The sequence below is a fragment of the Pseudomonas sp. NPDC089752 genome (assembly GCF_044748725.1).
Classification (GTDB): Bacteria; Pseudomonadota; Gammaproteobacteria; order Pseudomonadales; family Pseudomonadaceae; genus Aquipseudomonas.
Map to the genome: position 1 here is coordinate 319,482 of NZ_JBIVGP010000007.1, position 24,281 is coordinate 343,762.

Sequence of the window (24,281 nt, forward strand, 5' to 3'; positions counted from 1 at the left end):
TCAGGTCGCCGAACTGTAGCGGCGAACCCCGCTTTCCTGGCGGGGCAACTGCGCCGCGACACTGCCTGGCACCGGGAACAGCACCAGGTGGTCAGCCTTGACGGCAATCCCGACGTCCTCGCCCACCTGATGATCGATGTGGCTGGGGAAGATCGCTTCCAGCTGGCTGCCGGTCGGCAGTTGCAGGCGGTACAGCGTCGATGCACCCAGGAAACTCTTGCCGACGATACTGGCCCGCAGTGCACTATCTGCGGCATGCACGATATCGTCAGGACGCAGCAGCACGTCCACCGAGCTGCCCGGCGCCATGATGTACGCACGGTTGCCGCGCAATTCGCCAAGTTCGGTATTGACCGCTTCGTGGCTGCTCATCTGGCCACGGATGAAGTAACCCTGGCCAATGAAACTGGCGACGAACGGCGTTTGCGGCTCGTGGTAGAGGTTGTAGGGGGTATCCCACTGCTCCAGCCGTCCTTCCTTGAATACGCCCACATGATCGCTGACCGCGAAAGCTTCTTCCTGGTCATGGGTAACCAGGATCGCGCTGGTGCCGCGGCTCTTGAGAATGTCGCGCACCTCATGGCTGAGGCGCCGACGCAGCTCCACATCGAGGTTGGAGAACGGCTCGTCGAGCAGCAGCAACTGCGGCTCGGGGGCCAGCGCGCGGGCCAGCGCGACACGCTGCTGCTGGCCACCGGACAGCTCGTGCGGGTAGCGCCCACCCAGGCGGCCGAGCTTGACCAGTTCGAGCATCTCTTCGACCACCTGCGCCTGTTTCGGGTGCTTGGCGATGCCGAAGGCGATGTTCTGCGCCACGGTCAGGTGCGGGAACAGTGCGTAGTCCTGGAACACCATGCCGATCCGGCGTTTTTCCGGCGACAAGGTGAAACCGGCGCGGGAAATGACCTCGCCGGCCAGCTGGATCTCCCCTGCATGCACCGGCTCGAAGCCGGCGATGGCGCGCAGGGTGGTGGTCTTGCCGCAACCCGAAGAACCCAGCAGGCAACCGATGTCGCCTGCGTTCAGGTGCAGGTTGAGGTTCTGGACGATGCGCTGGTCGCCGTAGCCGCAGGCCAGGTCGCGCAGGTTGAGCAGTAGGGGTTGACTCATGCGTGGTGGTAAGCCGGTTCGACAAGGAATTCGAGTAGGGCCTTCTGTGCATGCAAGCGGTTTTCAGCCTGGTCCCAGGCGACCGAACGGGGGTCGTCGAGCAGGTCATGGCTGATTTCCTCGCCGCGGTGGGCGGGCAGGCAGTGCATGAACAGGGCGTCGGGTGCCGCCAGGTCGAGCAGTGCGCGGGTGACCTGGTATGGCGCAAAGTGCGCCAGGCGCCGTGCAGTTTCCTCCTCTTGACCCATGGAAGTCCAGACATCGGTGGTCACCAGGTGTGCACCGCGCACAGCTTCACGCGGGTCACGGACGATCTGCACGCGCTCGCCGCCCAGCGCCATGAAGCGTGGATCCGGGTCGTAACCTTCCGGGCAGGCGATGCGCAGCTGGAAGTCGAACTGCCGGGCGGCTTCGATGTACGAGTTGCACATGTTGAAGCCATCGCCGACCCAGGCCACGGTCTTGCCCTGGATCGAGCCGCGGTGCTCCTGGAACGTCTGCATGTCGGCCAGCAGCTGGCACGGGTGCGATTCGTCGGACAGGCCGTTGATCAGTGGCACGCGCGAATGGGCGGCGAATTCGGTGAGGGTACTGTGGGCGTGGGTGCGGATCATCACCGCATCGACCATGCTCGACAGCACGATGGCGCTGTCGCTGATCGGCTCGCCACGGCCCAGTTGGGTGTCGCGCGGGGACAGGAAGATCGCCTGGCCGCCGAGCTGGATCATGCCGGCTTCGAACGACACGCGGGTACGGGTCGAGGATTTTTCGAAGATCATCCCCAGTACACGGTTTTTCAGCGGTTCGAACAGCACGCCGCGCTTGCGCAGGTCCTTCAGCTCGATGCCTCGGCGGATCACCCCGAGCAATTCGTCGGTGGTGAAATCCAGCAGGGAGAGAAAGTGCCTAGCGCTCATGATTGACTACCTTATCTGCAACGGTATGCAGGTCGACCGTATGGTTTTTTTTGACAACGGGAGTGACCTGCGGCGTAAGCCGCACGGGGCGGACGAAATAGGGAAAGGCGCAATACTATAATTAAATGTCGCCTGAAACCAAGAGGGGAAACAGCGGCTCTGTTGCAAAGGGTGTCTTTACCCATGGTGCCTGTGCTGTTTTTTATTTGCTACAGGGGTTTTACACGGCTCTCTGGCCGTTTGGCAAATGGCCGGCGCGAATCGCGCGCCTGATGTCGGGGGATTCACGTCGCGAAGCGCACTGGCAGGGGCCAGGGGCAGCGCGCATAGTCGGCATTCGACAACAACGAAAGGCAGAGGCGGCCATGACCAAGATCCTGCATCACCGTGCCTGTCACCTGTGCGAGGCGATCTGTGGGCTGAACATCGAAGTCAGCCTCGAAGACGATGGGCGGGCGCGCATCAGCTCGATCAAAGGCGACCCCCAGGACCCTTTCAGTCGCGGCCATATCTGCCCCAAAGCGGTGGCGCTGCAGGATATCCAGGACGACCCCGACCGCCTGCGCCAACCACACCGGCGAATAGGCACGCAGTGGCACGCCATCAGCTGGGAGGACGCATTCGCCCTGGCTGCCGACAAGCTCTGGTCGATCCAGCAGGCCCATGGGCGCAATGCCGTGGCCGTCTACCAGGGCAACCCCAGCGTGCACAACTATGGGTTGATGACCCACAGTAACTACTTCCTCGGCTTGTTGAAGACGCGTAACCGCTTTTCCGCCACCTCGGTGGACCAGTTGCCCCAGCATCTGACCAGCTATCTGATGTATGGCCACGGCCTGCTGTTGCCGATCCCGGACATCGACAATACCGATTTCATGCTGATCCTCGGCGGCAACCCGCTGGCCTCCAACGGCAGCATCATGACCGTACCGGATGTGGAAAAACGTTTGAAAGCTCTGAAGGCCCGGGGCGGGACATTGGTTGTGGTGGACCCAAGGCGCAGTGAAACGGCGGCGATGGCGGACCGTCACCTGTTCATTCGACCCGGTGGCGATGCGGCGCTGTTGTGCGGTCTGCTCAACACCTTGTTCGACGAGGGCCTGGCGCGTGGCTCGCATCTGCCGGTCGAGGGGATGGAGCAGGTGCGCGAGGCAATCGCGCCATTCACTGCCGACTCGATGAGCGCGCTATGCGGAATCGAAGCGGGTGCTATCCGCCAACTGGCGCGTGACTTCGCCGCAGCCGACAAGGCCGTTTGCTATGGCCGCATGGGCGTGTCGACCCAAGCCTTTGGCACGCTGTGCCACTGGCTGGTGCAAGTGATCAACCTGGTGACTGGCAACCTCGATCGCGTAGGCGGGGCACTGTGTACCGAACCCGCCGTCGACCTCGTGGCGAGCACTTCAGGCGGCCACTTCAATGCCTGGCAGAGCCGCGTGTCCGGTTTGCCCGAGTATGCCGGCGAGTTGCCGGTGGCCGCCCTGGCCGAGGAGATGTTGACCCCGGGCGAAGGGCAGGTGCGGGCGCTGGTGACCGTTGCCGGCAACCCGGTGTTGTCGACGCCCAATGGCCGGCAGCTGGACACGGCCCTGCAAGGGCTGGAGTTCATGCTCAGCATCGACCTGTACATCAACGAAACGACCCGCCACGCCGACCTGATCCTACCGTCCACTTCGGCACTGGAGAACGATCATTACGACAGTACCTTCAACCTGTTGGCGGTACGCAATGTCACCCGTTTCAACCGGGCGATCCTGGCCAAGCCGACTGGCACCCTGCACGACTGGGAAATCTTCGTCGGCCTGGCGCAGGCGTTCGCCCAGCGTGCTGGCCTGGAACTCAAGCCCACCCTGGCGCCAGCGAAGATGATCGACCTGGCGTTGCGTAAAGGCCGGTATGGCGACGAGAGTGACTGGAAGCTCTCGCTCGGCACGCTGGATGAATATCCCCATGGCCTTGACCTCGGCCCTTTGCGCGCCAACCTGAGCGCCCGCCTGAGCACTGCCAGCAAGGCCGTCGAGGTGGCGCCGCAGGCCGTACTGGATGACCTGCTTCGGCTGGCGCAGCAGGCCCCGCCGGCAGCGGGCGATCTGCTGTTGATCGGCCGACGGCATGTGCGCAGCAACAATTCCTGGATGCACAACTTCCATCGGCTGGTGAAAGGCAAGCCGCGTCATCAGCTGCTGATGCACCCTCAGGATTTGCTCCAGCGGCACTTGCAGGATGGTCAGCGGGTCCGCATCCGTTCGCGCACCGGTTCCCTCGAAGTGGAGGTGCAGGCCTGTGAGGACATGATGCCAGGCGTGGTCAGCCTGCCCCATGGCTTCGGTCATGGCCGCCAGGGCGTGCACCTGCAGATCGCCCAGGCACAACTTGGCGTCAGTGCCAACGACCTGACCGACGAGCACCTGCGTGATGCTGTTTCGGGTAACGCGGCACTCAATGGCGTGCCCGTGCAAGTGGAGGCCGCCTGAGGCGTGGCAAGGCCGAGCACGTTGCTCGGCTTTCCGATACAATGCGTCACCGTGCCGACGACCGTGTCGGAAAGTTCAGCCGAGGTGCTACATGGATATCATCGAAACGATCAAAGAGCAGATTGCCAACAACACCATTCTGCTTTACATGAAAGGCTCGCCGAATGCCCCGCAGTGCGGGTTCTCGGCCAAGGCATCGCAAGCTGTGATGGGTTGCGGCGAAAAGTTCGCCTACGTCGACATCCTGCAGAACCCGGAAATCCGCGCCAACCTGCCCAAGTACGCCAACTGGCCGACCTTCCCACAGTTGTGGGTAGCCGGTGAGCTGGTCGGCGGTAGCGACATCATGCTGGAAATGTTCGAGAAGGGTGAGTTGCAAACCCTGATCAAGGAAGCTGCCGCCAACGCCAAGGCTTCCGAAGCCTGATCCCCAGGCAGGCATAAAAAAACCCGCTCATGGCGGGTTTTTTCATGGGGCGGGAAATTACTCTTCGCCCATCTGCGACTGCAGGTAGTTCTCGATGCTGATCTTGTCGATCAGGCTCAATTGGGTTTCCAGCCAGTCGATGTGCTCTTCCTCGGATTCGAGGATGTCTTCGAGCATGTCGCGCGAGCCGAAGTCGCCAACGGTTTCACAATGGGCGATGGCGGCTTTCAGGTCGACCAGGCCTTTCTGTTCGAGCTTCAGGTCGCACTCGAGCATTTCCTTGGTGTGCTCGCCAATCAGCAGCTTGCCCAGGTCCTGAACGTTGGGGATACCTTCGAGGAAGAGAATACGCTTGATCAGCTTGTCAGCGTGTTTCATCTCGTCGATGGATTCTTTGTACTCGTGCTTGCCGAGCTTGTTCAGACCCCAATCTTCATACATGCGGGCGTGCAGGAAGTACTGGTTGATCGCGACCAGCTCGTTTCCGAGGATCTTGTTGAGATGCTGGATGACGCTTACGTCGCCTTTCATTGCGGGTTCCTGCCCTGTAGAAGAGTGCCAATACAGGGAAGTTTGAGCCCGTAACTTACAGGTGTCAAACCTAAGTTCTTGAATAATAAGTGAAAATTAATAGGAATAAGAATGTTTGTGAACCGCGTTGGCGCGCTAACTTATTGAATTTTAGGCATAAAAAAACCGGACACACGGTCCGGTTCTTGAAATTGGGCACTATCAAGCGGTAGTAAATTCTACCGGGTAGGGCAGGGCGGCTTGCTGGCTCACCTGAAGCTTGGTGAGGGTCTCGCGGACCACCTCCTTGGCCAGGCACGCACATTTACCACATTGGCTGGCGACATTGGTCGCGGCTCGGACTTCCTTGTAGCTGCAGCATCCTTCATAGATCGCATCGCGGATCTGTCCGTCGGTAACGCCGACACAAAGACACACATACATAAAGTCGGACCATCGCTGGTTGAGTCGATGGTTGGAGAGTAATGGTAATGAGAATGCTTGTCAAAACACTTTGTTGAAGAGGGCGCGCTCGAGTGACCGGCGGTTGGATTCGGACTGTCATCGCAAGCCGTGTATGATGGTCGGCCTTTGTTGGATGTCGGGCACGCCCGCCTTGCCCGGCAAACGTTTTTTCACCCTCATCAGGAGATTACAATGAGCGTACTCGTTGGCAAACAAGCCCCCGACTTCACCGTACCGGCTGTGCTGGGCAACGGCGAAATCGTCGACAGCTTCAACCTGGCCTCGGCCATCAAGGGCAAGTACGGCCTGGTGTTCTTCTACCCGCTGGACTTCACCTTCGTCTGCCCGTCCGAGCTGATCGCCCTGGACAACCGCATCCCTGACTTCCAGGCGCGCAACGTTGAAGTGATCGGCGTGTCGATCGACTCGCACTTCACCCACAACGCCTGGCGTAACACCCCGGTCAACAACGGCGGTATCGGCCAGGTCAAGTACACCCTGGCGGCCGACATGACCCACGAAATCTGCAAGGCCTATGACGTCGAGTCCGAAGGCGGCGTGGCCTTCCGTGGCGCCTTCCTGATCGACACCAACGGTGTTGTCCGTTCGCAGATCATCAACGACCTGCCGCTGGGCCGTAACATGGACGAGCTGCTGCGTCTGGTCGATGCCCTGCAATTCCACGAAGAGCACGGCGAAGTCTGCCCGGCCAACTGGAAAAAAGGCGACAAGGGCATGAACGCTTCGCCAGAAGGCGTTGCGGCTTACCTGAGCGAGAACGCTGGCAAGCTGTAATTGCCAGGCGCATAAAAAAACCGGCCTTCGTGGCCGGTTTTTTTATGGCAGCGCAACTCAGTCGTTGAAATCGCGCCAGCCGCCCATTTCTTTCCAGCGGTTGACGATGCCGCAGAACAGCTCGGCGGTCTTTTCGGTATCGTAACGCGCCGAATGTGCCTCACGGCCATCGAAGTCGATGTCGGCGCTCTGGCAGGCCCGCGCCAGCACGGTCTGGCCATAGGCCAAGCCCGCCAGAGTGGCGGTGTCGAAGCTGGAGAACGGGTGGAAGGGGTTGCGCTTGAGGTCGTTGCGCGCCACCGCAGCGTTGAGGAAACCGAGGTCGAAGCTGCTGTTGTGGCCGACCAGGATCGCCCGCTTGCAGCCATTGGCCTTGAGTGCCTTGCGCACGCCACGGAAGATGTCGGTCAGCGCGCTTTCTTCGCTCACCGCCATGCGTAGCGGGTGGTCCAGCTTGATGCCGGTGAATTCCAGCGCCGCTGCCTCGATGTTGGCGCCTTCGAACGGCTCGACACGGTAGAAGTAGGTATGTTCCGGGAACAGGAAGCCCTTTTCGTCCATGCCGATGGTCACGGCGGCGATTTCCAGCAGGGCGTCGGTGGCGCTGTTGAAGCCGCCGGTCTCGACATCCACCACCACCGGCAGGTAGCCACGGAAGCGCTCAGCCATCGGGTGGCGCGAGCCGCTACCGGCCTGGCCGTCCTGATCGTCTTCGTAGAGGTCTTCGCTCACGCGTTGTCCTCCAGTAGGCGCCAGCGCAGTTTCTCACCGGCGCGCAGCGGGATCACGGTCTGCTCGCCGAATGGCAGGCTGGCCGGGGCAGTCCATTCTTCGCGGACCAGGGTGATGCGGTCGGTGTTCGCCGGCAGGCCGTAGAAGGCTGGGCCGTGCAGGCTGGCGAAGCCTTCCAGTTTGTCCAGCGCGTTGCGCTGCTCGAAGGCCTCGGCGTACATCTCGATGGCCGCGTAGGCGGTGTAGCAGCCGGCGCAACCGCAGGCCGCTTCCTTGGCGTGCTGGGCATGCGGTGCCGAGTCGGTGCCAAGGAAGAACTTCGGGTTGCCGCTGGTGGCGGCGTCCAGCAGCGCCACCTGATGGGTGTTGCGCTTGAGGATCGGCAGGCAGTAGAAATGCGGGCGAATGCCGCCGACCAGCATGTGGTTGCGGTTGTACAGCAGGTGCTGGGCAGTGATGGTCGCACCGACGTTGGCCGGGGCCTCGCTGACGAACTGCGCGGCATCGGCGGTGGTGATGTGCTCGAACACCACTTTCAGCGTCGGGAAGCGTTCGACCAGGCGGCGCATGTGTTCGTCGATGAAGCGTTTTTCGCGGTCGAACACGTCGATCTCGGCGCGGGTCACTTCACCGTGCACCAGCAGCGGCATGCCGACTTCCGCCAGTGCCTCGATGGCCGGGAAGATGTTATCGATGCTGGTCACGCCGGAATCGGAGTTGGTGGTGGCACCGGCCGGGTACAGTTTGGCGGCGTACACGATGCCGCTGGCCTTGGCCGCGCGGATGTCCTCGGGGCTGGTGCGGTCGGTGAGGTACAGCACCATCAGTGGTTCGAAGCGGCTGCCGGCCGGGCGGGCGGCAAGAATGCGCTCGCGGTAGGCAGCGGCTTCGTCGGCGTTGCGTACCGGCGGAACCAGGTTGGGCATGATGATGGCACGGGCGAAGGTACGCGCCACATCGCCAACGGTATGGGGCAGGACGGCACCATCGCGCAGATGGATGTGCCAGTCGTCGGGACGCAGGAGGGTCAGGCGATCGGACATTGGGGATTCCAGGCGGGTCGAACTCAGGCCCCAATGCTACCGGAAAACCCCGTGCCGAGCACGGCTATCAAGTTTTCCGACGAGCGTCCGATAGCCTGCCTGTAAGCCGTCAAAATTAGTGGAGCCGCCCGTGCGCCAGCGTTACCTAGCCCTGTTGACCCTGTTCGCCAGCCTGCCGGCCGGTGCATTGACCTTCCAGACCCGCATGGAGAACATCGCCTGGAAAGTCGAGGGTGACCAGTTCGAATGCCGCTTGATCCAGCCGATCGACGGTTTCGGCAGCGGTGAGTTCGTCCGACGGGCAGGTGAGCAGCCAGTTTTCCAGTTGCGTTCGTCCAGTAATGCGCTGGGCGCAGGCTCGGCCACGCTGCTGGCCGCTGCTGCACCCTGGCAACCGGGACGCGCGGATATCAACCTGGGGGCCGTGCGTCTGGCCCGTAGCGGCGTGCTGTTCAGTTCGTCCCAGGGCCAGGCCAGTCGCCTGATCAACGGCTTGCTCGATGGCCGCAGCACAGTGGTGCGCAGCTACACCGGCGAGGCGGGGCGGCCGATGGAGGTGCGCGTGTTGCCCGTTAGTTTTGCCAAGGCGTACAGCGACTACCAGGCATGTGCTGGCAAGATGCTGGCGATGAATTACGACCAGGTGCGCCAGACCCAGGTCGGCTTCCCGGGTGGCGGTATCGACCTTGATGCAGCGGCGCGGGCGCGGCTGGATATGATTCTCGACTATCTCAAGGCTGATCCGACGGTTAATCACATCGAACTCAATGGTCACTCCGACAACAGCGGCAATCGTCTGACCAATCGGGATACTTCGCGGCGTCGGGCATTGGCCGTCGCGGATTACTTCAAGGCTCATGGTGTGCCGGAAGAGCAGATTACCGTGCGCTTCCATGGTGAACGCTATCCGCTGGTGAAGAACAACAGTGCGGCGAACCGGGCGCGGAATCGGCGGGTGAATATTGAGCTGGATCGGGTGGCGGTGGTGGAGAAGGCGGTTGTGGCTCCGGCTCCGGCTCCGGCTCCGGCTAAAACCCCCTGAGATCAGCGTCGCTGCCGGGCGCATGCCTCTAAAGATGTAGAGCCCTGGAGATCGAGCGCCGCCCGCGCGGCGCTTCGCGGGGCAAGCCCGCTCCCACATTTGTTGCAACGTGCCATGGCCTGATAGGCCATAGTTGCCTGCCTTGTTAGGACGACGCGATTTTTAGGCTTGCGCTGCTGCTGCCCCACAAGTCTTCAGCCATGCACCAAGGCGGACAACCATGGCCTGACAGACAATGGCACGTTGCAACAAATGTGGGAGCGGGCTTGCCCCGCGAAGCGCCGCGCGGGCGGCGCTCGATCTGATGCTCACCACACCTCCCTAGACATGCACTTGGAATCCACACCTTCCAGGGCTTGCACCCGGAATCCACACTCCAATCCACGTCGCGCTCTCGACTGTTCCTGTCGCTTTGTCGTCAGAAGCTGTCGCCCCACTGTAAATTTGTCCGCAACGCCGGTAGAATCGATCCCTTTCCGTACAACCCCGTGGAGTGATGGCATGGCGGACGTAAAAAAGGTCGTACTGGCGTATTCCGGCGGCCTTGATACTTCGGTGATTCTCAAGTGGCTGCAAGATACCTACGACTGCGAAGTGGTGACCTTCACCGCTGACCTGGGTCAGGGCGAAGAAGTCGAGCCGGCTCGCGCCAAAGCCCAGGCAATGGGCGTCAAAGAGATCTACATCGACGATTTGCGCGAAGAATTCGTGCGTGATTTCGTCTTCCCGATGTTTCGCGCCAACACCGTCTACGAAGGCGAGTACCTGCTGGGTACTTCCATCGCCCGTCCGCTGATCGCCAAGCGCTTGATCGAAATCGCCAACGAAACCGGCGCCGACGCCATTTCCCATGGTGCCACCGGTAAAGGCAATGACCAGGTGCGTTTCGAGCTGGGCGCCTACGCGCTCAAGCCGGGCGTCAAAGTCATCGCCCCATGGCGCGAGTGGGACCTGCTGTCCCGCGAGAAGCTGATGGACTACGCCGAGAAGCACGCCATCCCGATCGAACGCCACGGCAAGAAGAAGTCGCCGTACTCGATGGACGCCAACCTGCTGCACATCTCCTACGAAGGCGGTGTCCTGGAAGATACCTGGACCGAGCACGAAGAAGACATGTGGCGTTGGAGCGTCTCGCCGGAGAACGCCCCGGACCAGGCGACCTACCTTGAACTGACCTACCGCAACGGCGACATCGTTGCCATCGACGGCGTCGAGAAGAGCCCGGCCACTGTCCTCGCCGACCTGAACCGCATCGGCGGTGCCAACGGTATCGGTCGTCTGGACATCGTCGAGAACCGTTACGTCGGCATGAAGTCGCGTGGCTGCTACGAGACCCCAGGCGGCACCATCATGCTCAAGGCTCACCGCGCCATCGAGTCGATCACCCTGGACCGCGAAGTCGCTCACCTGAAAGATGAGCTGATGCCCAAGTACGCCAGCTTGATCTACACCGGCTACTGGTGGAGCCCGGAACGTCTGATGCTGCAGAAGATGATCGACGCTTCGCAGGTCAACGTGAACGGTGTTGTGCGCCTGAAGCTGTACAAGGGTAATGTGACCGTGGTCGGCCGCAAGTCGGACGACTCGTTGTTCGATGCCAACATTGCAACCTTCGAAGAAGATGGTGGCGCCTACAACCAGGCCGATGCCGCTGGTTTCATCAAGCTCAATGCGCTGCGCATGCGCATTGCTGCCAACAAGGGCCGCGGGTTGCTTTAAGCCCCGAAGCGTATGAAAAAACTCGGCTCAGGCCGGGTTTTTTTTTGCGAGCCTGAATTGCCTAATCCAGGAGCGCGACGGCGTCATGCGGTTCCTCACTGATAGACAAGCGGAAACTTTGTTGTTTGTCCAAGTTGCAGTAGATCCACGTGCCACTTTTAACAGGTGTTTGGGTCACGAGTTTGAGTACATGTGTTGTGATTATTGTCTGCGCTTCAGGCCCGGAAAGCATCAGCATGATTGGTTTGATAACGTGGTTGTCGAGGGAGTCGGATTCAGATGGCAGGGGCTCAGGGGTTTTCAAAGGAGCTGTGTGTTTGATTGAGATATTTCTGTCGGGTTTGTAAAACGACTTGTAATTGAAGTTCAGGGTGAGGAAAAACAGCGCCGTCAGAAAGAAAGGAAAGCCGACCAGGAACCACGTGTAGAGGCTTTGACTAGTGTCGCTGAGAAACGGAAGTGTCGCTAGCGCGGACGCTTCGATGATCCCAGCGAAAAGAGCGATGATGGTCAGTGGCGCTACCGACTGGTGTTTGCTCATGATGGCTGCCTCCTGCGGCTTTCGCTATCAATAGCTCACCCTCAATGGCGACTGAATTGTGTGCTGTTTCCGGGGGGGGAGATTTATCCCTTCGTTGGCTGCAGTCATTGAATCGAAGCGGATTGTTGTAACAGTTGTGCGTAGGAAAATTCTGAAAGCGACGTAAGGTTTATCTATTACGGTATTTGCGGAGGAAAACGATACTCCATTGACCGTCCCGCTCGGTTATTGTGTCGCGTCGTCAAAGCAAAATAATGAATGGATATCGCATGAATAAAGTCCTTATCGTGGATGACCATCCGGTCATACGCTTGGCAGTGCGCATGCTGATGGAGCGGCATGGCTACGATGTGGTTGCAGAAACCGACAACGGCGTGGAAGCGCTACAGCTAACCCGCGAGCACCTACCTGACATCGTGGTGCTCGATATCGGTATTCCCAAGCTCGACGGGCTGGAAGTCATTGCTCGCATGGCAACGGCGAGCCCGGGCAGCCGGGTGCTGGTGCTGACCTCCCAGGCGCCCGGGCATTTTTCGATGCGCTGCATGCAGGCGGGGGCTTCAGGCTACGTGTGCAAGCAACAGGAACTCACCGAACTACTCAGCGCGATCAAGGCCGTCTTGTCCGGTTACAGCTATTTTCCCAATCAAGCCTTGCACAAGTCGCGCGGCCGGGTAGGGGGTGCCAGTGAAACGGAAATGGTCGATCGTCTGTCGGCGCGGGAAATGATGGTGTTGCAGCAACTGGCGCGCGGCAAGTCCAACAAGGAAATCGCCGACAGCATGTTCTTGAGCAACAAGACGGTCAGCACCTATAAGACACGTCTGCTGCTCAAACTCAATGCGCACTCGTTGGTCGATCTGATCGAGCTGGCTCAGCGTCACGGCCTGGCCTGATCCCTCTGCGCGGAGAGCCTCCAACGGGAGGCTTTCTGGCCGGGCTAGAGGTCGTAATCGAAATCCGCAAGCTGACGCTGCAGGCGCCGTTCTTCAAGAAGATTGTCTATGGTGCGACGTTTGCTCAGGTTGGTCTTCGCGGGTTCCAACCGAGGCTCCGCATCGTCGTCAGCAGTGGCAAAGTCATCTTCGATCGACAGGTCGTCTTTATCGGTACTCATGAGTCGCTCCAAGCCAAAGGGCCATTGGCCGTCCTTATAACGAAAGAGCGAACGTTGGTAAAAAAGATTTTTTCAATCGAAACGGGTGGGTATTCACTATCGGATCAATCGTCTGATGTTTTCTGCTTGTACTCGCACAAGTCTTCGATCCTGCAACTGCCGCAACGTGGCTTGCGTGCCTGGCAGACATAGCGGCCGTGCAGGATCAGCCAATGGTGCGCATCGAGCAAGTAGTCCTTGGGGACGAACTTCAGCAGCTTCTTCTCAACGTCGAGCACCGTCTTGCCGGGCGCTATGCCCGTGCGATTGCTCACGCGGAAGATATGCGTGTCGACTGCCATGGTCGGTTGGCGAAAAGCCGTGTTGAGGACTACGTTGGCGGTTTTTCGGCCGACGCCGGGCAAGGCTTCCAGGGCTTCGCGGGTCTGCGGCACTTCACCGCCATGGCGCTCTATCAGCAGGCGGCAGGCTTCGATGACATTCTTGGCCTTGCTGTTGTAGAGCCCGATGGTCTTGATGTAGTCGCTCAGCCCTTGGACACCAAGTGCGTAGATAGCCTGTGGGGTATTGGCGACTGGGAACAGTCGAGCGGTGGCCTTGTTGACACCGACATCGGTAGACTGCGCAGAAAGGGTCACGGCGACCAGCAATTCAAACGGGGTGGTGTAGGCCAGCTCGGTTTTTGGATCGGGATTGTCTTCGTGCAGCCTGCGAAAGATTTCCAGGCGTTTGGCGGCATTCATGGGGTCAACGCTTTCCTTGACGACGTGAGGGGGCGGGGCCCGGACGCAGCCAATTGTACAAGGCCAGTAGTACACCGAGCACTAGCAGCGCACCCGGAGCCAGCTTGGCCGCATACACGCCCAGCTCATCCCCTAGCCATTGGCGAGTGGCGCCGAGCACCATGCACAGGGCCAGCAGTCCAGCCAGGTGCTCTGCCAACAGGCGCCAGCGGCCGTTATCCGGCAGCAGCCGATCTGTTGCCAGGCAATGCAGGCAGATCAGCGCCGGGAAATAGCCGAGGGCCAAGGCTAGCGGCAATGCCCAGGCGCGTAGCGCAAGTAGCAGGCAGCTGGACAGCGCCGCGAGCAGCAGCAGGCTTGCCAGCCAATACATCGCCCCACTCAATCGGCTGCGCAAAGGGTGCATCAGTCCTTGGTGGAGCACGGTCAGCACGAGCAGGCTGATGCCGATGACGCTGGCTTGAGCAAGCGTACGGGTGGCGCCGAGTAACGGCGCCAAGCCTGCCAGCAGCAGACAGTATCTATTCATGAGCAGAATTTCCGAGCAATAGCGCGCGGTACTGATCGAAATAACGCAACGCATCCTGCTGCGCCTCGATCACCGCACGTGACGTGACCGTCGCACCGGCCAGTTGGTCGAAATCGCCCTGATCGCGCTGTAGCGCCCATCGGTCTTCGAGCCGACGATGGGCGAACTGCGCCAGCCAATTCAGCTGAGGGTCGGCGATCCGGCCACCCAGCCCTGGGCTTTCATGTTGTTCGATGACTTGGGTGCCGATCAGCCGGCCATCGACGCTGATGGCAATGGTCAGGCGGATGGGGGCGGCATAACCCTGTACTTGACTCACCAGCACCACCGCCGTCGCAGTGTTGCCGCGACTGGCGCGATAGGCTGCGATTATCTGGCTATGCGAGGCTTGAACGGCGGGCAGTTGCAGGGGGGCGGCCAGTGGATGATTGTCGTAGCTTTTGGCGGGAAGAACCGCCAGAAACTGCTGCGCCTGCAATTGTTGCTCGGCTTCGCCGATTGCTGTGCGTGTCCATTGCCGCCAGGCCAGCGTGGCCGTCAATGCCATTCCAGCCACGATAAGCAACAGGATCAGGCTGCGCAGGGGGGGCTTCATGGGGTGACCTGCGCGTAGCGTGCGGCTATCCGCTCGAGCGTCGGCACAGCCAGGTTCATCAGCAAGATGGCGAATGCGGTGCCATCGGGGTAACTCCCCCACGTGCGGATCAGGTAGATCAATGCGCCCGTGCCGGCCCCGAACAGCAGTCTGGCCAGATCAGCCTTTGGGCCTGACACCGGTTCGGTGGCTATGAAAAAAGCCGCCAGCATGGTCGAGCCGGAGAACAGGTGCAGCAATGGCGAACCATTGGAGTCCGAACCGGAACCGTTCCACGCCAGCAGGCTGAACAGCGACAGTGTAGCCAGCAAGCCCACCGGCGCATGCCAGCTGTACACCTTGCGTTGCAACAGCAACAACCCGCCGAGCAGAAACGCCAGGTTGACCCATTCGCTGGCGCTGCCACCGACATGGCCAAAGCCCGGATGGCTGGCGAAAAGCTCGTCAAGGGTCAGGCTACGATTGTGACGAAGGCCATCGAGGACTGTCGGGCTAGCCCATGCATCGATTTGCTCACCACCGCCAAACACCAGGTGCAGGGTGCCGCTCAAGCCCGATGGATGGCCCGGCCAGTGATTCATTTGCAGCGGAAAACTCAGCAGCACGAATGCGTAGCCGACCATCGCCGGGTTGAACAGGTTGCGGCCGACGCCGCCGAAGGCCTGCTTGCCCAAACCAATGGCGACGGCTGTGGCAACCATAGGCAGCCACCAGGGCGCCTCGGTGGGCAGGGCGAGCGCGAGCAGCACTGCGGTCACCAGCGCGCTACAGTCGTTGAGGGTGGTGGTAACCGGTTGACCGCGCAATGCCATTGCCGCCATTTCGCAACCAACGGCAGTGATTGCGCATAGCGCCAGGCTCACCAGCAGCCCCCACCCCAACAGCCACAACGATGCCAGCAGGCCCGGCGCGCAGGCCAGCAGCACCAGCCCCATGGCGCTGCGCAGGCGAGGGTCAGCAGTGGTCATGGGTCAGTTTCATTGCATGAATAATCCGTTGATGCCTGAGAGCGCCATGGTCATGATGCCGGCCCCTAGCAAGGCGATGGGCAAGCCGCGAAGTGGGGCCGGAACCTCCGTATGCTGGCTGCGCTGATTCAGATCGTCGAACAGCGCCAGCGCCAGCCAGTAACCGAGCCCGGCCAGCACGGCCCAGCCCAATGTGGGCAGCCATTGGGCTTGTGCCCCCAGGAGCTGCAGTGTCAGCCCCAGCAACGCAGCATTGTTCAATAATGGCCATGTCAGCTGCGCCGTTGGCCAGTCGCGCCGCAGCCTGGCCAGTACCTGCGGTACGCCCCAGGCAAGCAACGCCAGCCAGGGCAGCAGCAGAAACAGACGCAGGTCCTGCAGATGCAAAGGCGCTACGAGCACGTGCTCCAGCAGCTGGCCGCTGATCACACCAATGATGATCGAAAGGGCTCCCGCCAGACCGCAGACATGCAGCCCAAGCCTGGACCTCGGATGCCGTTGCAGGAACTGATCGCTGAGTAGCGCGGCGCTGATCAGCACCAGGACATAGTCGTTCATGCAGATGACGATAGCCGCTATCGGCTGCGCTGTCCGACTAAGCGCCAGGGAATGAAAAAGCCCCGGCACTGAGGCCGGGGCTGGAGGAATTACTTGATGCGCTGGCCTGGCTTGGCGCCGCTGTCCGGGCTGAGCAGGTAGATCTCTTCACCGCCAGGGCCTGCGGCCATGACCATGCCTTCGGAGACGCCAAAGCGCATTTTCCGAGGCTTGAGGTTGGCCACCATCATGGTCAGGCGGCCTTCCAGTTTGGATGGGTCCGGGTAGGCCGACTTGATGCCCGAGAACACGTTGCGCTGCTCGTCGCCGATGTCCAGGGTCAGTTGCAGCAGCTTGTCGGCACCCGGCACCGCTTCGGCCTTGACGATCAGTGCTACACGCAGGTCGACGGCGGCAAAGGTGTCGAATTCGATTTCCGCCGACAGTGGGTCCTTGGCCAGTTCGCCGTTGCCCGCAGGTGCCTGTGGCTGGCCGCCGGCGGCCAGCAGGTCTTCCTTGCTGGCAGCGACCATGGCTTCGACCTTGGCCAGCTCGATGCGGCTCATCAGCGCTTTGAACGGGTTGAGTGGGTGGTTTTCCAGGCGCGAGGTGTGGTCGTTCCAGCAGAGCGGCGCGACGTTGAGGAAGGCCTCGGCGTCGGCGGCCAGCACCGGCAGCACCGGCTTGAGGAAGATCACCAGCTGGCGGAACAGGTTGATACCCTGGGCGCAGATGGCCTGAACCTCGTCCTGCTTGCCTTCCTGCTTGGCCAGCGACCAGGGCGCCTTGTCGGCGATCCAGGCGTTGGCACGGTCGGCCAGGGCCATGATTTCGCGCATGGCGCGGCCAAAGTCACGGGCCTCATAGGCTTCGGCGATGGACGGAGCCGCAGCCAGGAAGGCCTCGGTCAGTTCCGGCGCGGCATCGCCGGCAACCATCACGCCGTCATTGCCTTTGTGGATGAAGCCGGCACAACGGCTGGCGATGTTGACCACTTTGCCGACCAGGTCGGAGTTGACCTTCTGCACGAAGTCCTCGAGGTTCAGGTCGAGGTCGTCGACGCCACGGCCGAGCTTGGCGGCGTAGTAGTAGCGCAGGTATTCCGGCTGCAAGTGATCCAGGTAGGTGCGCGCCTTGATGAAAGTGCCGCGCGACTTGGACATCTTGGCGCCGTTGACGGTCAGGTAGCCGTGCACGTTGACTGCGGTCGGTTTGCGCAAGCCCGCGCCTTCGAGCATGGCTGGCCAGAACAGGGCGTGGAAGTTGACGATGTCCTTGCCGATGAAGTGGTACAGCTCGGCCTTGGAGCCTTCGTTCCAGAACGCGTCGAAGTCCAGCTCCGGACGGCGCGCGCAGAGGTTCTTGAAGCTGGCCATGTAGCCAATCGGCGCATCCAGCCACACGTAGAAGTACTTGCCGGGCTCGCCCGGGATCTCGAAGCCGAAGTACGGCGCGTCACGCGAGATATCCCACTCCTGCAGGCCCGAATCCAGCCATTCGGCGAGCTTGTTGGCCACGGCATCCTGCAGGGTGCCGCTGCGGGTCCATTGCTGCAGCATGGCCTGGAAGTCCGGCAGCTTGAAGAAGAAGTGCTGCGAATCGCGCAGCACCGGAGTGGCGCCGGAGATCGCCGACTTGGGGTTCTTCAGTTCGGTCGGGGCGTAGGTGGCGCCGCATTTTTCGCAGTTGTCGCCGTACTGGTCTTCGGCCGCGCATTTGGGGCAGGTGCCCTTGATGAAACGGTCGGCGAGGAACATGCCCTTTTCAGGGTCGAAATACTGGGTGACCGAACGGGTCGCGATGTGCCCGGCGTCGCGCAGGCGCGAGTAGATCATGCCCGACAGTTCGCGGTTTTCTTCGCTGTGGGTGGAGTGGAAGTTGTCGAAATCCACCAGGAAGTCGGCGAAGTCGCTGCTGTGCTCGGCCTGGACGTTGGCGATCAGTTGCTCGGGGGTGATGCCTTCCTTTTCGGCGCGCAGCATGATGGCCGAACCGTGGGCGTCGTCGGCGCAGACATAGATGCACTGGTTGCCGCGCATCTTCTGGAAGCGAACCCACATGTCCGTCTGGATGTACTCAAGCATATGGCCAAGGTGAATGGACCCATTGGCATAGGGCAGGGCGCTGGTGACGAGAATCTGGCGTGGCTCGGACATGGTGGCTCGGCTACTTATCTGGCTCGGGTAAAAATCAGGGTGATCGGCCACTATAAAGGGCCGGCGAATATATTTCACCCCATGCACGCAACTGCTGACGATTGACGGGTTAGGATAGGCGCCTGTTTGACTATCCGTATGCCAATGGGAGCCTCCATGAGTGCCGTCACCCGTGCCGCCGTCGAAGGCGTGCTTCGCCAGTACACCGACCCTTATCTGAACCTGGACCCGGTCAGCGCCGGCTGTGTGCGCAGCATCGACATTCAAGATGGGCGGGTCGCCGTGCAATTGCAGCTGGGCTATGCCGCTGGTTTGTTCAAGAACGGCTGGGCCCAGGTGCTGCAGACCGCGATCGAGAACCTGGATGGCGTCAGCTCGGCCCAGGTGTCGATTGATTGCGTGGTTAACGCGCACAAAGCCCAGGCCCAGGTGCCAGCCCTGGCCAACGTCAAGAACATCGTCGCCGTGGCCTCGGGCAAAGGCGGTGTCGGCAAATCGACTACCGCTGCCAACCTGGCGCTGGCGCTGGCCCGTGAGGGTGCCCGGGTGGGGATTCTCGACGCCGATATCTACGGCCCCAGCCAAGGTGTGATGTTCGGCATCGCCGAAGGCACTCGCCCGCAGATCCGCGAGCAGAAGTTGTTCGTGCCGATCAAGGCCCATGGCGTGGAAGTCATGTCGATGGCCTTCCTCACCGACGACAACACGCCGATGGTCTGGCGCGGCCCGATGGTGTCCGGCGCGCTGCTGCAACTGGTGACCCAGACGGCCTGGGACGACCTCGATTACCTGGTGATCGACATGCCGCCAGGCACCGGCGATATCCAGCTGACCCTGGCGCAGAAAGTACCGGTGGCAGGCTCGGTGATCGTCACCACTCCGCAAGACTTGGCCCTGCTGGATGCCAAGAAGGGCGTGGAGATGTTCCGCAAGGTCAACATCCCGGTGCTGGGTGTGGTGGAGAACATGGCGGTGCACATCTGCTCGAATTGCGGCCATGCCGAGCACCTGTTCGGCGAAGGCGGTGGCGAGAAGCTGGCGGCGCAGTACGGTGTCGAGTTGCTGGCCTCGCTGCCCTTGTCGATGCTGATCCGTGAGCAAGCCGACAGCGGCAAGCCGACCGCGATCGCCGAGCCGGAAAGCCAGATTGCCATGGTCTATCAGGAGCTGGCGCGCCAGGTAGGTGCACGGATCGTGTTGCAAGAAGCCGCGGCGCCGGCGATGCCGAGCATCACCATCAGCGAGGATTGAAAAGCTGCAGGCATAAAAAAACCCGCCAGAAGGCGGGTTTTTTTGAAAGCCAGGAAGCTAAATCGACTTAGGCGATTTGAACTTCTTCAGCCTGCATGCCTTTCTGGCCGCGGGTAGCGACGAAAGTAACAGCCTGGCCTTCTTTCAGGGTTTTGAAGCCGTCAGCTTGGATGGCTTTGAAGTGCACGAACAGGTCGTCGCCCGACTGAGGGGTGATGAAGCCGTAGCCCTTCTCATCGTTGAACCACTTAACGGTACCGGATTGACGGTTGGACATTTTTCTGTCTCCTTGGACAAAGTTGATAACGGTCAGGAAAAACCCTGCCCGGGACTGAGCGCAAAGAGAGCAGAAAATTCAGCGATGGGCCGATCAGGATCGTGCATCAAACTAGAGATTCTCGGTGTCACGTGCAGCACAGTGGCGCCACCTTAACCCACTTTCCGCAAGCTGCCAATCTCCAAGATGGCGTTTGATGAAATTCGGATCGGCGGCGGCCGCAGGCCCCGTCTGGCGCGGGATGCGGGATGGAACTTTAACCTGAGCGCCGGGACCGGTAAGATGCGCCTTTGGTTTTTTCACCTCGCAACTCTCAGGACACCCCCGCCATGAGCATCAAATCGGACAAGTGGATTCGCCGCATGGCGCAGGAACACGGCATGATCGAACCGTTCGTCGAACGCCAGGTGCGTGGCGAACATGACAGCCGGGTGATCTCGTTCGGCGTCTCCAGCTACGGTTACGACGTGCGTTGCGCCGACGAATTCAAGGTGTTCACCAACATCAACTCGGCCACCGTCGACCCGAAGAACTTCGACGCCGGCAGCTTCGTCGACGTCAAGAGCGATGTCTGCATCATCCCACCGAACTCCTTCGCCCTGGCCCGTACCGTCGAGTACTTCCGTATCCCGCGCAACGTGCTGACCATCTGCCTGGGCAAGAGCACCTACGCGCGTTGCGGCATCATCGTCAACGTCACCCCGCTGGAGCCGGAGTGGGAAGGTCATGTGACGCTGGAGTTCTCCAATACCACCACGCTGCCGGCAAAGATCTACGCCAACGAAGGCGTGGCGCAGATGCTCTTCCTCGAATCCGATGAAGAGTGCGAAGTGTCCTATAAGGACCGTGGCGGTAAATACCAGGGCCAGCGCGGCGTCACCTTGCCACGCACCTGAGCCGACGAGCGCGGGGAATTACTGCTCGCTTGGGCACTCCAATAGTTTGAACAGTGCCACCCTGCATGACGCGCGGTGGCCCTTGTCAGGAGTCGCCCATGAAACTCGATCCCGCAATCAGTGCAAAGCTGGCTGTTCTGCAGCCCAACCAGATCGGCCTGCTGGCGTGGTCCTTGCTGGCCCATCCAGCGCCGTTGCACGCTGGCGGCGTACCCGGTCAGCCTGACCCGGACACCCCGCAACCGGCCCAGCCTGGCGACACCCCGCCGATGGAGCCGGGTGAGCCGACCCTCCCCGACGAACCACCGCCTGCGCCCGTAGCCTGATCAGCGCTGCAACGCCCAGACCTGGTCTGCCCCAGCGAGATAGATGCAGTCGCCTGGCCTGGGCTCGACATTCCACCCACCGGTGAATTCACCGAACGCCGGTAACAGGCTGACCTGCGGCGCCATGACGAAGCAGGGCAGCCTAAGCCGTTGCCGAGCGCGCCCACGTAAAACGAAGGCGGGGTGAACATGGCCTGACAACACCGGAAATTCGGGGTGGATGTCAGGTTCATGCTGCAAGGCGAAAGGCGGCAGTATCCAAGGTTCATCTTTCACCTCGATACCCAGTCGTGCCGGTGGATCGCCTGCATGGCGATCGTGGTTGCCACGCACCAGCACAATGCGTAAACGCTCGTGCCGGTCCCTCCAGGCCTGTAATCGCGCCATCGTTGCGGGCGCCCGTGCGCTGCGGGCATGCAGGAAGTCGCCGAGAATGATCAGCTGTTCACAGTCACAGGCCGCCAGCAATGCATCCAGGCGCTGCAAGGTGGCGTCGGTGGTACCCCGTGGCACCGGTTGGTGCAGCGCGCGGTAGCTGGCGGCTTTGCCGATATGCACGTCGGCAACCACCAGGGCACGGCGGGCGGGCCAGTAAAGCGCGCGGTCCGGCATCAACCATAACGTCTGCCCGCAATGCTCGATGGTCAAATGGCTGCTCATGTTCTGCTCGCTGCCTTCTCAAGGTCGGCGACCATCCGTGCGATACGATCGGCCAGCTTCTCGGTGCTCAGGGTTTCCCGCATGCCCTCCACCAACAGGGTGAATGCCAGCGGCCCCGGCCGTTGCAGCTCACGCAGATCGAGGCGCAGCTGACCCATTCGGGTCAATTGGCGCTGTAGCCGTTCGATCTCCAGTTCCTCGCGCAGCACCTCATCCCGTGCCTGGCCCAGCAACAGGTTGCCGGCATCGTGTTTACGAAAAACCTCGAAGAACAGCCCGCTGGACGCCTGGATCTGCCGCGTGCTTTTTTGTGCGGCAGGGTATCCGCCAAATACCAACCCGGAAATCTGGGCGATTTCGCGAAAGCGCCGCAGGGCCATCTCACTGGCGTTCAGGCTCGCCAGTACATCCTCCAGCAAGTGCTCGCTGGAAAGTGCCGCGGGCAGGTAGGTTGCCCAGTCCACCTGGCTGGGGCTGAGCAGCTCGAAGCCGTAGTCGCTGACCGCGATGGACACCGACAGCGGCTGCTCGCGGCTGACCCGCCAGGCGATCAGGTTGGCCAGGCCGAGGTTGGCCATGCGTCCGGCGAACGGGTAAAGAAACAGGTGTGAACCCTGGCGTGTGGCGAGGGTTTCGGCCAGCAGCGTCTGGGTGGTGGGCAAGGCCGACCACTGACTTTGTAGCATCAGCAATGGGCGCACCGCGCGCATTTCCGGTTCGTCGAAATGCCCATGGGCCGCCGCATCGAGCTTTTCCACCAGGGCATCGGCCAGCTCGCTGGACAGCGGCATGCGACCACCATTCCAGCGAGCGATGGCGGCTTTGCGAGAGGTGCTGCGGCGCACGTAGGCGGTCATGTTCTCGACCCGCACCAGCTCCAGCACGCGTCCGGCGAATACCAAGGTGTCGCCGGGACGCAGGCGGGCAATGAACGCCTCTTCGACACTGCCCAGGTGCTTGCCGCCGCCGCCCTTGCTCCAATACTTGAGCTGCAGGCTGGCGTCGCTGACGATGGTGCCGATGCCCATGCGGTGCCGTCGCGCCAGGCGCTCGCTGGCGACGCGCCAGACGCCGTCGGGATGGGCTTCGACGCGCTGGTAGTCGGGGTAGGCGCTGAGTGAACTGCCGCCATGGCTGACGAAATCCAGCGCCCACTGCCATTGGCTGTCACGCAGCTCGCGGAATGCCCAGGTGCTGCGTACTTCGTCGAGCAACTCGGCGGGGCGAAAACCACTGCCCAGCGCCATGGAGACCAGGTGCTGCACCAGCACATCCATGCACAACCGAGGCGAGCGTCGCGCCTCTATGTGCCCGGCAGCCAGGGCGCTGCGCGCCGCTGCAGCCTCGACCAGCTCCAGGCTATGGGTCGGCACCAGGGTGATCCGTGACTGGCGACCCGGCGCATGTCCCGAACGCCCGGCGCGCTGCATGAGGCGGGCAATACCCTTGGCCGAACCGATCTGCATGACCCGTTCCACCGGCAGGAAGTCCACACCCAGGTCCAGGCTGGAGGTGCAGATTACGGCTTTGAGCGCGCCCTGTTTGAGGCTCAGTTCCACCCAGTCGCGGGTAGCGCGGGCCAGCGAGGCGTGATGCAGGGCGATCTGGCCTGCCCAGTCGGGGCGGGCGTCGAGCAAGGCCTGGTACCACAGCTCGGCCTGGGCGCGGGTATTGGTGAACACCAGGCTGCTGGCGCTGCTGTCGAGTTCGCGGGCGACCGAGTCGAGCATTTTCAGGCCCATGTGCCCGGCCCAGGGGAAGCGGTCGATGGCCTCCGGCAGCAGGGTGTCGACCATTAGCCGCTTGTCTTGGCGCCCTTGCAGCAACTGGCCGCCCTGCGGCAACAGCACCTCGAGCGCGTGCGCCAGGTTGCCGAGCGTGGCGGAGAGCCCCCAGGTCACCAGGTTGGGTTGCCAACGGCGAAGGCGGGCGAGGGCCAGTTGCAGTTGCACACCGCGCTTGTTGCCGAGCAGTTCGTGCCATTCATCCACCACCACCAGGCGCAGCTGTGCGAAGTCATCACTGGCTTGGGCGCGAGTCAGCAGCAGGGTCAGGCTCTCGGGGGTGGTGATCAAGGTGCTGGGCAGGCGCCTGGCTTGTCGGGCACGCTCGGCACTGCCGGTGTCACCGCTGCGCACGCCGACGCTCCAGTTCAGGCCGAGGTCGTCCAGCGGCATTTGCAGGGCACGGGCGGTGTCCGCTGCCAGTGCGCGCATGGGCGTGATCCACAGCACCTGCAGCGGCGCGGGCTGACGCGCTGGTGTGGGCTTGGCGAAGGCGCGCAGGGCGGCGAGCCATACCGCATAAGTCTTGCCGGCCCCGGTGCTGGCATGCAGCAACCCGGACTCGCCGCGGCCAATGGCCGCCCAGACTTGCCGCTGGAAGGCGAAGGGCTTCCAGCCGCGGGCGGCGAACCAGGCATTGGCAAGGTCTTTGGCGGCAGGCATGCGT

At 61.7% G+C, this 24,281-nt stretch carries 26 protein-coding genes; 9 read left to right on the forward strand and 17 right to left on the reverse strand.

All coding sequences use genetic code 11. From position 1 onward, the window contains the following. Both ACIPZF_RS14570 and argF read right to left on the reverse strand, forming a co-directional pair. Complete coding sequence (locus ACIPZF_RS14570; RefSeq protein WP_400800427.1) at nt 1–1,110, reverse strand: ABC transporter ATP-binding protein; 1,110 nt, start codon at nt 1,108–1,110, stop codon at nt 1–3. Beyond that, nucleotides 1,107–2,027: an ornithine carbamoyltransferase gene (gene argF, locus ACIPZF_RS14575; RefSeq protein ID WP_400800429.1), complete on the reverse strand. Its 921-nt coding sequence runs from the start codon at nt 2,025–2,027 to the stop codon at nt 1,107–1,109. Before argF ends, ACIPZF_RS14570 begins: the two co-directional genes overlap by 4 nt. 365 nt (nt 2,028–2,392) lie before the next feature. Between argF and ACIPZF_RS14580 the strand changes: the two genes are divergently transcribed. Both ACIPZF_RS14580 and grxD read left to right on the forward strand, forming a co-directional pair. Then, nucleotides 2,393–4,501 (forward strand): molybdopterin oxidoreductase family protein, encoded by a 2,109-nt coding sequence (locus ACIPZF_RS14580; RefSeq protein ID WP_400800432.1) that lies wholly within the window; start codon nt 2,393–2,395, stop codon nt 4,499–4,501. 91 nt (nt 4,502–4,592) lie between these two features. Further along, nucleotides 4,593–4,928: a Grx4 family monothiol glutaredoxin gene (gene grxD, locus ACIPZF_RS14585; RefSeq protein WP_400800434.1), complete on the forward strand. Its 336-nt coding sequence runs from the start codon at nt 4,593–4,595 to the stop codon at nt 4,926–4,928. Nucleotides 4,929–4,985: 57 nt separating this feature from the next. Here the strand turns inward: grxD and bfr are convergent, their stop codons facing one another. Continuing rightward, nucleotides 4,986–5,459, reverse strand: coding sequence for a bacterioferritin (gene bfr, locus ACIPZF_RS14590; protein WP_400800437.1), 474 nt, complete (start codon nt 5,457–5,459; stop codon nt 4,986–4,988). Nucleotides 5,460–5,660: 201 nt separating this feature from the next. After that, nucleotides 5,661–5,882: a bacterioferritin-associated ferredoxin gene (locus ACIPZF_RS14595; RefSeq protein WP_400800439.1), complete on the reverse strand. Its 222-nt coding sequence runs from the start codon at nt 5,880–5,882 to the stop codon at nt 5,661–5,663. Between the two features lie 213 nt (nt 5,883–6,095). Between ACIPZF_RS14595 and ACIPZF_RS14600 the strand changes: the two genes are divergently transcribed. Further along, on the forward strand, nt 6,096–6,698 hold the full coding sequence (locus ACIPZF_RS14600) for a peroxiredoxin (RefSeq protein WP_008099573.1): 603 nt from the start codon (nt 6,096–6,098) through the stop codon (nt 6,696–6,698). Between the two features lie 57 nt (nt 6,699–6,755). On the opposite strand, the gene rnt is transcribed toward ACIPZF_RS14600, so the two are convergent. Beyond that, a complete protein-coding gene (rnt, locus tag ACIPZF_RS14605) occupies nt 6,756–7,367 on the reverse strand; it encodes a ribonuclease T (RefSeq protein WP_400800600.1) in 612 nt (203 codons plus the stop codon). Nucleotides 7,368–7,426: 59 nt separating this feature from the next. Continuing rightward, the gene (gene pyrC, locus ACIPZF_RS14610) at nt 7,427–8,473 is read right to left on the reverse strand and encodes a dihydroorotase (RefSeq protein WP_400800442.1); all 1,047 of its coding nucleotides are present in this window, start codon (nt 8,471–8,473) and stop codon (nt 7,427–7,429) included. A gap of 130 nt (nt 8,474–8,603) precedes the next feature. Between pyrC and ACIPZF_RS14615 the strand changes: the two genes are divergently transcribed. Both ACIPZF_RS14615 and ACIPZF_RS14620 read left to right on the forward strand, forming a co-directional pair. Next, on the forward strand, nt 8,604–9,515 hold the full coding sequence (locus ACIPZF_RS14615) for an OmpA family protein (RefSeq protein WP_400800445.1): 912 nt from the start codon (nt 8,604–8,606) through the stop codon (nt 9,513–9,515). Between the two features lie 501 nt (nt 9,516–10,016). Beyond that, nucleotides 10,017–11,234 carry an argininosuccinate synthase gene (locus tag ACIPZF_RS14620; RefSeq protein ID WP_400800447.1) on the forward strand — a complete coding sequence of 406 codons (1,218 nt, stop codon included), beginning with the start codon at nt 10,017–10,019 and terminating at the stop codon, nt 11,232–11,234. Between the two features lie 61 nt (nt 11,235–11,295). Here the strand turns inward: ACIPZF_RS14620 and ACIPZF_RS14625 are convergent, their stop codons facing one another. Beyond that, the gene (locus ACIPZF_RS14625) at nt 11,296–11,775 is read right to left on the reverse strand and encodes a hypothetical protein (RefSeq protein WP_400800449.1); all 480 of its coding nucleotides are present in this window, start codon (nt 11,773–11,775) and stop codon (nt 11,296–11,298) included. A gap of 269 nt (nt 11,776–12,044) precedes the next feature. On the opposite strand from ACIPZF_RS14625, the gene ACIPZF_RS14630 reads away from it, so the two are divergent. Continuing rightward, nucleotides 12,045–12,671, forward strand: a complete 627-nt coding sequence (locus ACIPZF_RS14630; protein ID WP_400800452.1) for a response regulator — start codon at nt 12,045–12,047, stop codon at nt 12,669–12,671. A gap of 44 nt (nt 12,672–12,715) precedes the next feature. Here the strand turns inward: ACIPZF_RS14630 and ACIPZF_RS14635 are convergent, their stop codons facing one another. From ACIPZF_RS14635 to metG, 7 genes are all read right to left on the reverse strand, one after another. After that, nucleotides 12,716–12,892: a PA3496 family putative envelope integrity protein gene (locus ACIPZF_RS14635; protein ID WP_400800454.1), complete on the reverse strand. Its 177-nt coding sequence runs from the start codon at nt 12,890–12,892 to the stop codon at nt 12,716–12,718. 104 nt (nt 12,893–12,996) lie between these two features. Next, entirely contained in the window at nt 12,997–13,635 is a 639-nt protein-coding gene (gene nth, locus ACIPZF_RS14640; RefSeq protein ID WP_400800457.1) for an endonuclease III, read from the reverse strand. A 4-nt stretch (nt 13,636–13,639) separates the two neighbouring features. Continuing rightward, nucleotides 13,640–14,164 carry an Rnf-Nqr domain containing protein gene (locus tag ACIPZF_RS14645; protein WP_400800459.1) on the reverse strand — a complete coding sequence of 175 codons (525 nt, stop codon included), beginning with the start codon at nt 14,162–14,164 and terminating at the stop codon, nt 13,640–13,642. After that, entirely contained in the window at nt 14,157–14,759 is a 603-nt protein-coding gene (locus tag ACIPZF_RS14650) for an RnfABCDGE type electron transport complex subunit G (RefSeq protein ID WP_400800462.1), read from the reverse strand. The genes ACIPZF_RS14645 and ACIPZF_RS14650 overlap by 8 nt, the downstream gene beginning before the upstream one ends. Continuing rightward, nucleotides 14,756–15,727 carry an RnfABCDGE type electron transport complex subunit D gene (locus ACIPZF_RS14655; protein WP_400800465.1) on the reverse strand — a complete coding sequence of 324 codons (972 nt, stop codon included), beginning with the start codon at nt 15,725–15,727 and terminating at the stop codon, nt 14,756–14,758. Before ACIPZF_RS14655 ends, ACIPZF_RS14650 begins: the two co-directional genes overlap by 4 nt. 9 nt (nt 15,728–15,736) lie before the next feature. Next, nucleotides 15,737–16,285: an Rnf-Nqr domain containing protein gene (locus ACIPZF_RS14660; protein WP_400800468.1), complete on the reverse strand. Its 549-nt coding sequence runs from the start codon at nt 16,283–16,285 to the stop codon at nt 15,737–15,739. An 89-nt stretch (nt 16,286–16,374) separates the two neighbouring features. After that, nucleotides 16,375–18,420 carry a methionine--tRNA ligase gene (gene metG / locus ACIPZF_RS14665; RefSeq protein ID WP_400800471.1) on the reverse strand — a complete coding sequence of 682 codons (2,046 nt, stop codon included), beginning with the start codon at nt 18,418–18,420 and terminating at the stop codon, nt 16,375–16,377. A gap of 156 nt (nt 18,421–18,576) precedes the next feature. Between metG and apbC the strand changes: the two genes are divergently transcribed. Continuing rightward, nucleotides 18,577–19,671: an iron-sulfur cluster carrier protein ApbC gene (gene apbC, locus ACIPZF_RS14670; protein ID WP_400800474.1), complete on the forward strand. Its 1,095-nt coding sequence runs from the start codon at nt 18,577–18,579 to the stop codon at nt 19,669–19,671. A gap of 67 nt (nt 19,672–19,738) precedes the next feature. On the opposite strand, the gene ACIPZF_RS14675 is transcribed toward apbC, so the two are convergent. Beyond that, nucleotides 19,739–19,948, reverse strand: a complete 210-nt coding sequence (locus ACIPZF_RS14675) for a cold-shock protein (RefSeq protein ID WP_016488765.1) — start codon at nt 19,946–19,948, stop codon at nt 19,739–19,741. 329 nt (nt 19,949–20,277) lie between these two features. Here ACIPZF_RS14675 and dcd point away from each other — a divergent pair, with 329 nt between their 5' ends. After that, nucleotides 20,278–20,844, forward strand: a complete 567-nt coding sequence (gene dcd / locus ACIPZF_RS14680; RefSeq protein ID WP_012313046.1) for a dCTP deaminase — start codon at nt 20,278–20,280, stop codon at nt 20,842–20,844. Between the two features lie 98 nt (nt 20,845–20,942). Beyond that, nucleotides 20,943–21,170, forward strand: coding sequence for a hypothetical protein (locus ACIPZF_RS14685; protein ID WP_400800476.1), 228 nt, complete (start codon nt 20,943–20,945; stop codon nt 21,168–21,170). Here the strand turns inward: ACIPZF_RS14685 and pdeM are convergent, their stop codons facing one another. Together pdeM and ACIPZF_RS14695 are read right to left on the reverse strand one after the other, a co-directional pair. Continuing rightward, entirely contained in the window at nt 21,171–21,830 is a 660-nt protein-coding gene (gene pdeM, locus ACIPZF_RS14690; protein ID WP_400800479.1) for a ligase-associated DNA damage response endonuclease PdeM, read from the reverse strand. Continuing rightward, entirely contained in the window at nt 21,827–24,277 is a 2,451-nt protein-coding gene (locus ACIPZF_RS14695) for a ligase-associated DNA damage response DEXH box helicase (RefSeq protein WP_400800482.1), read from the reverse strand. The genes pdeM and ACIPZF_RS14695 overlap by 4 nt, the downstream gene beginning before the upstream one ends. Nucleotides 24,278–24,281 lie beyond the last annotated feature (4 nt).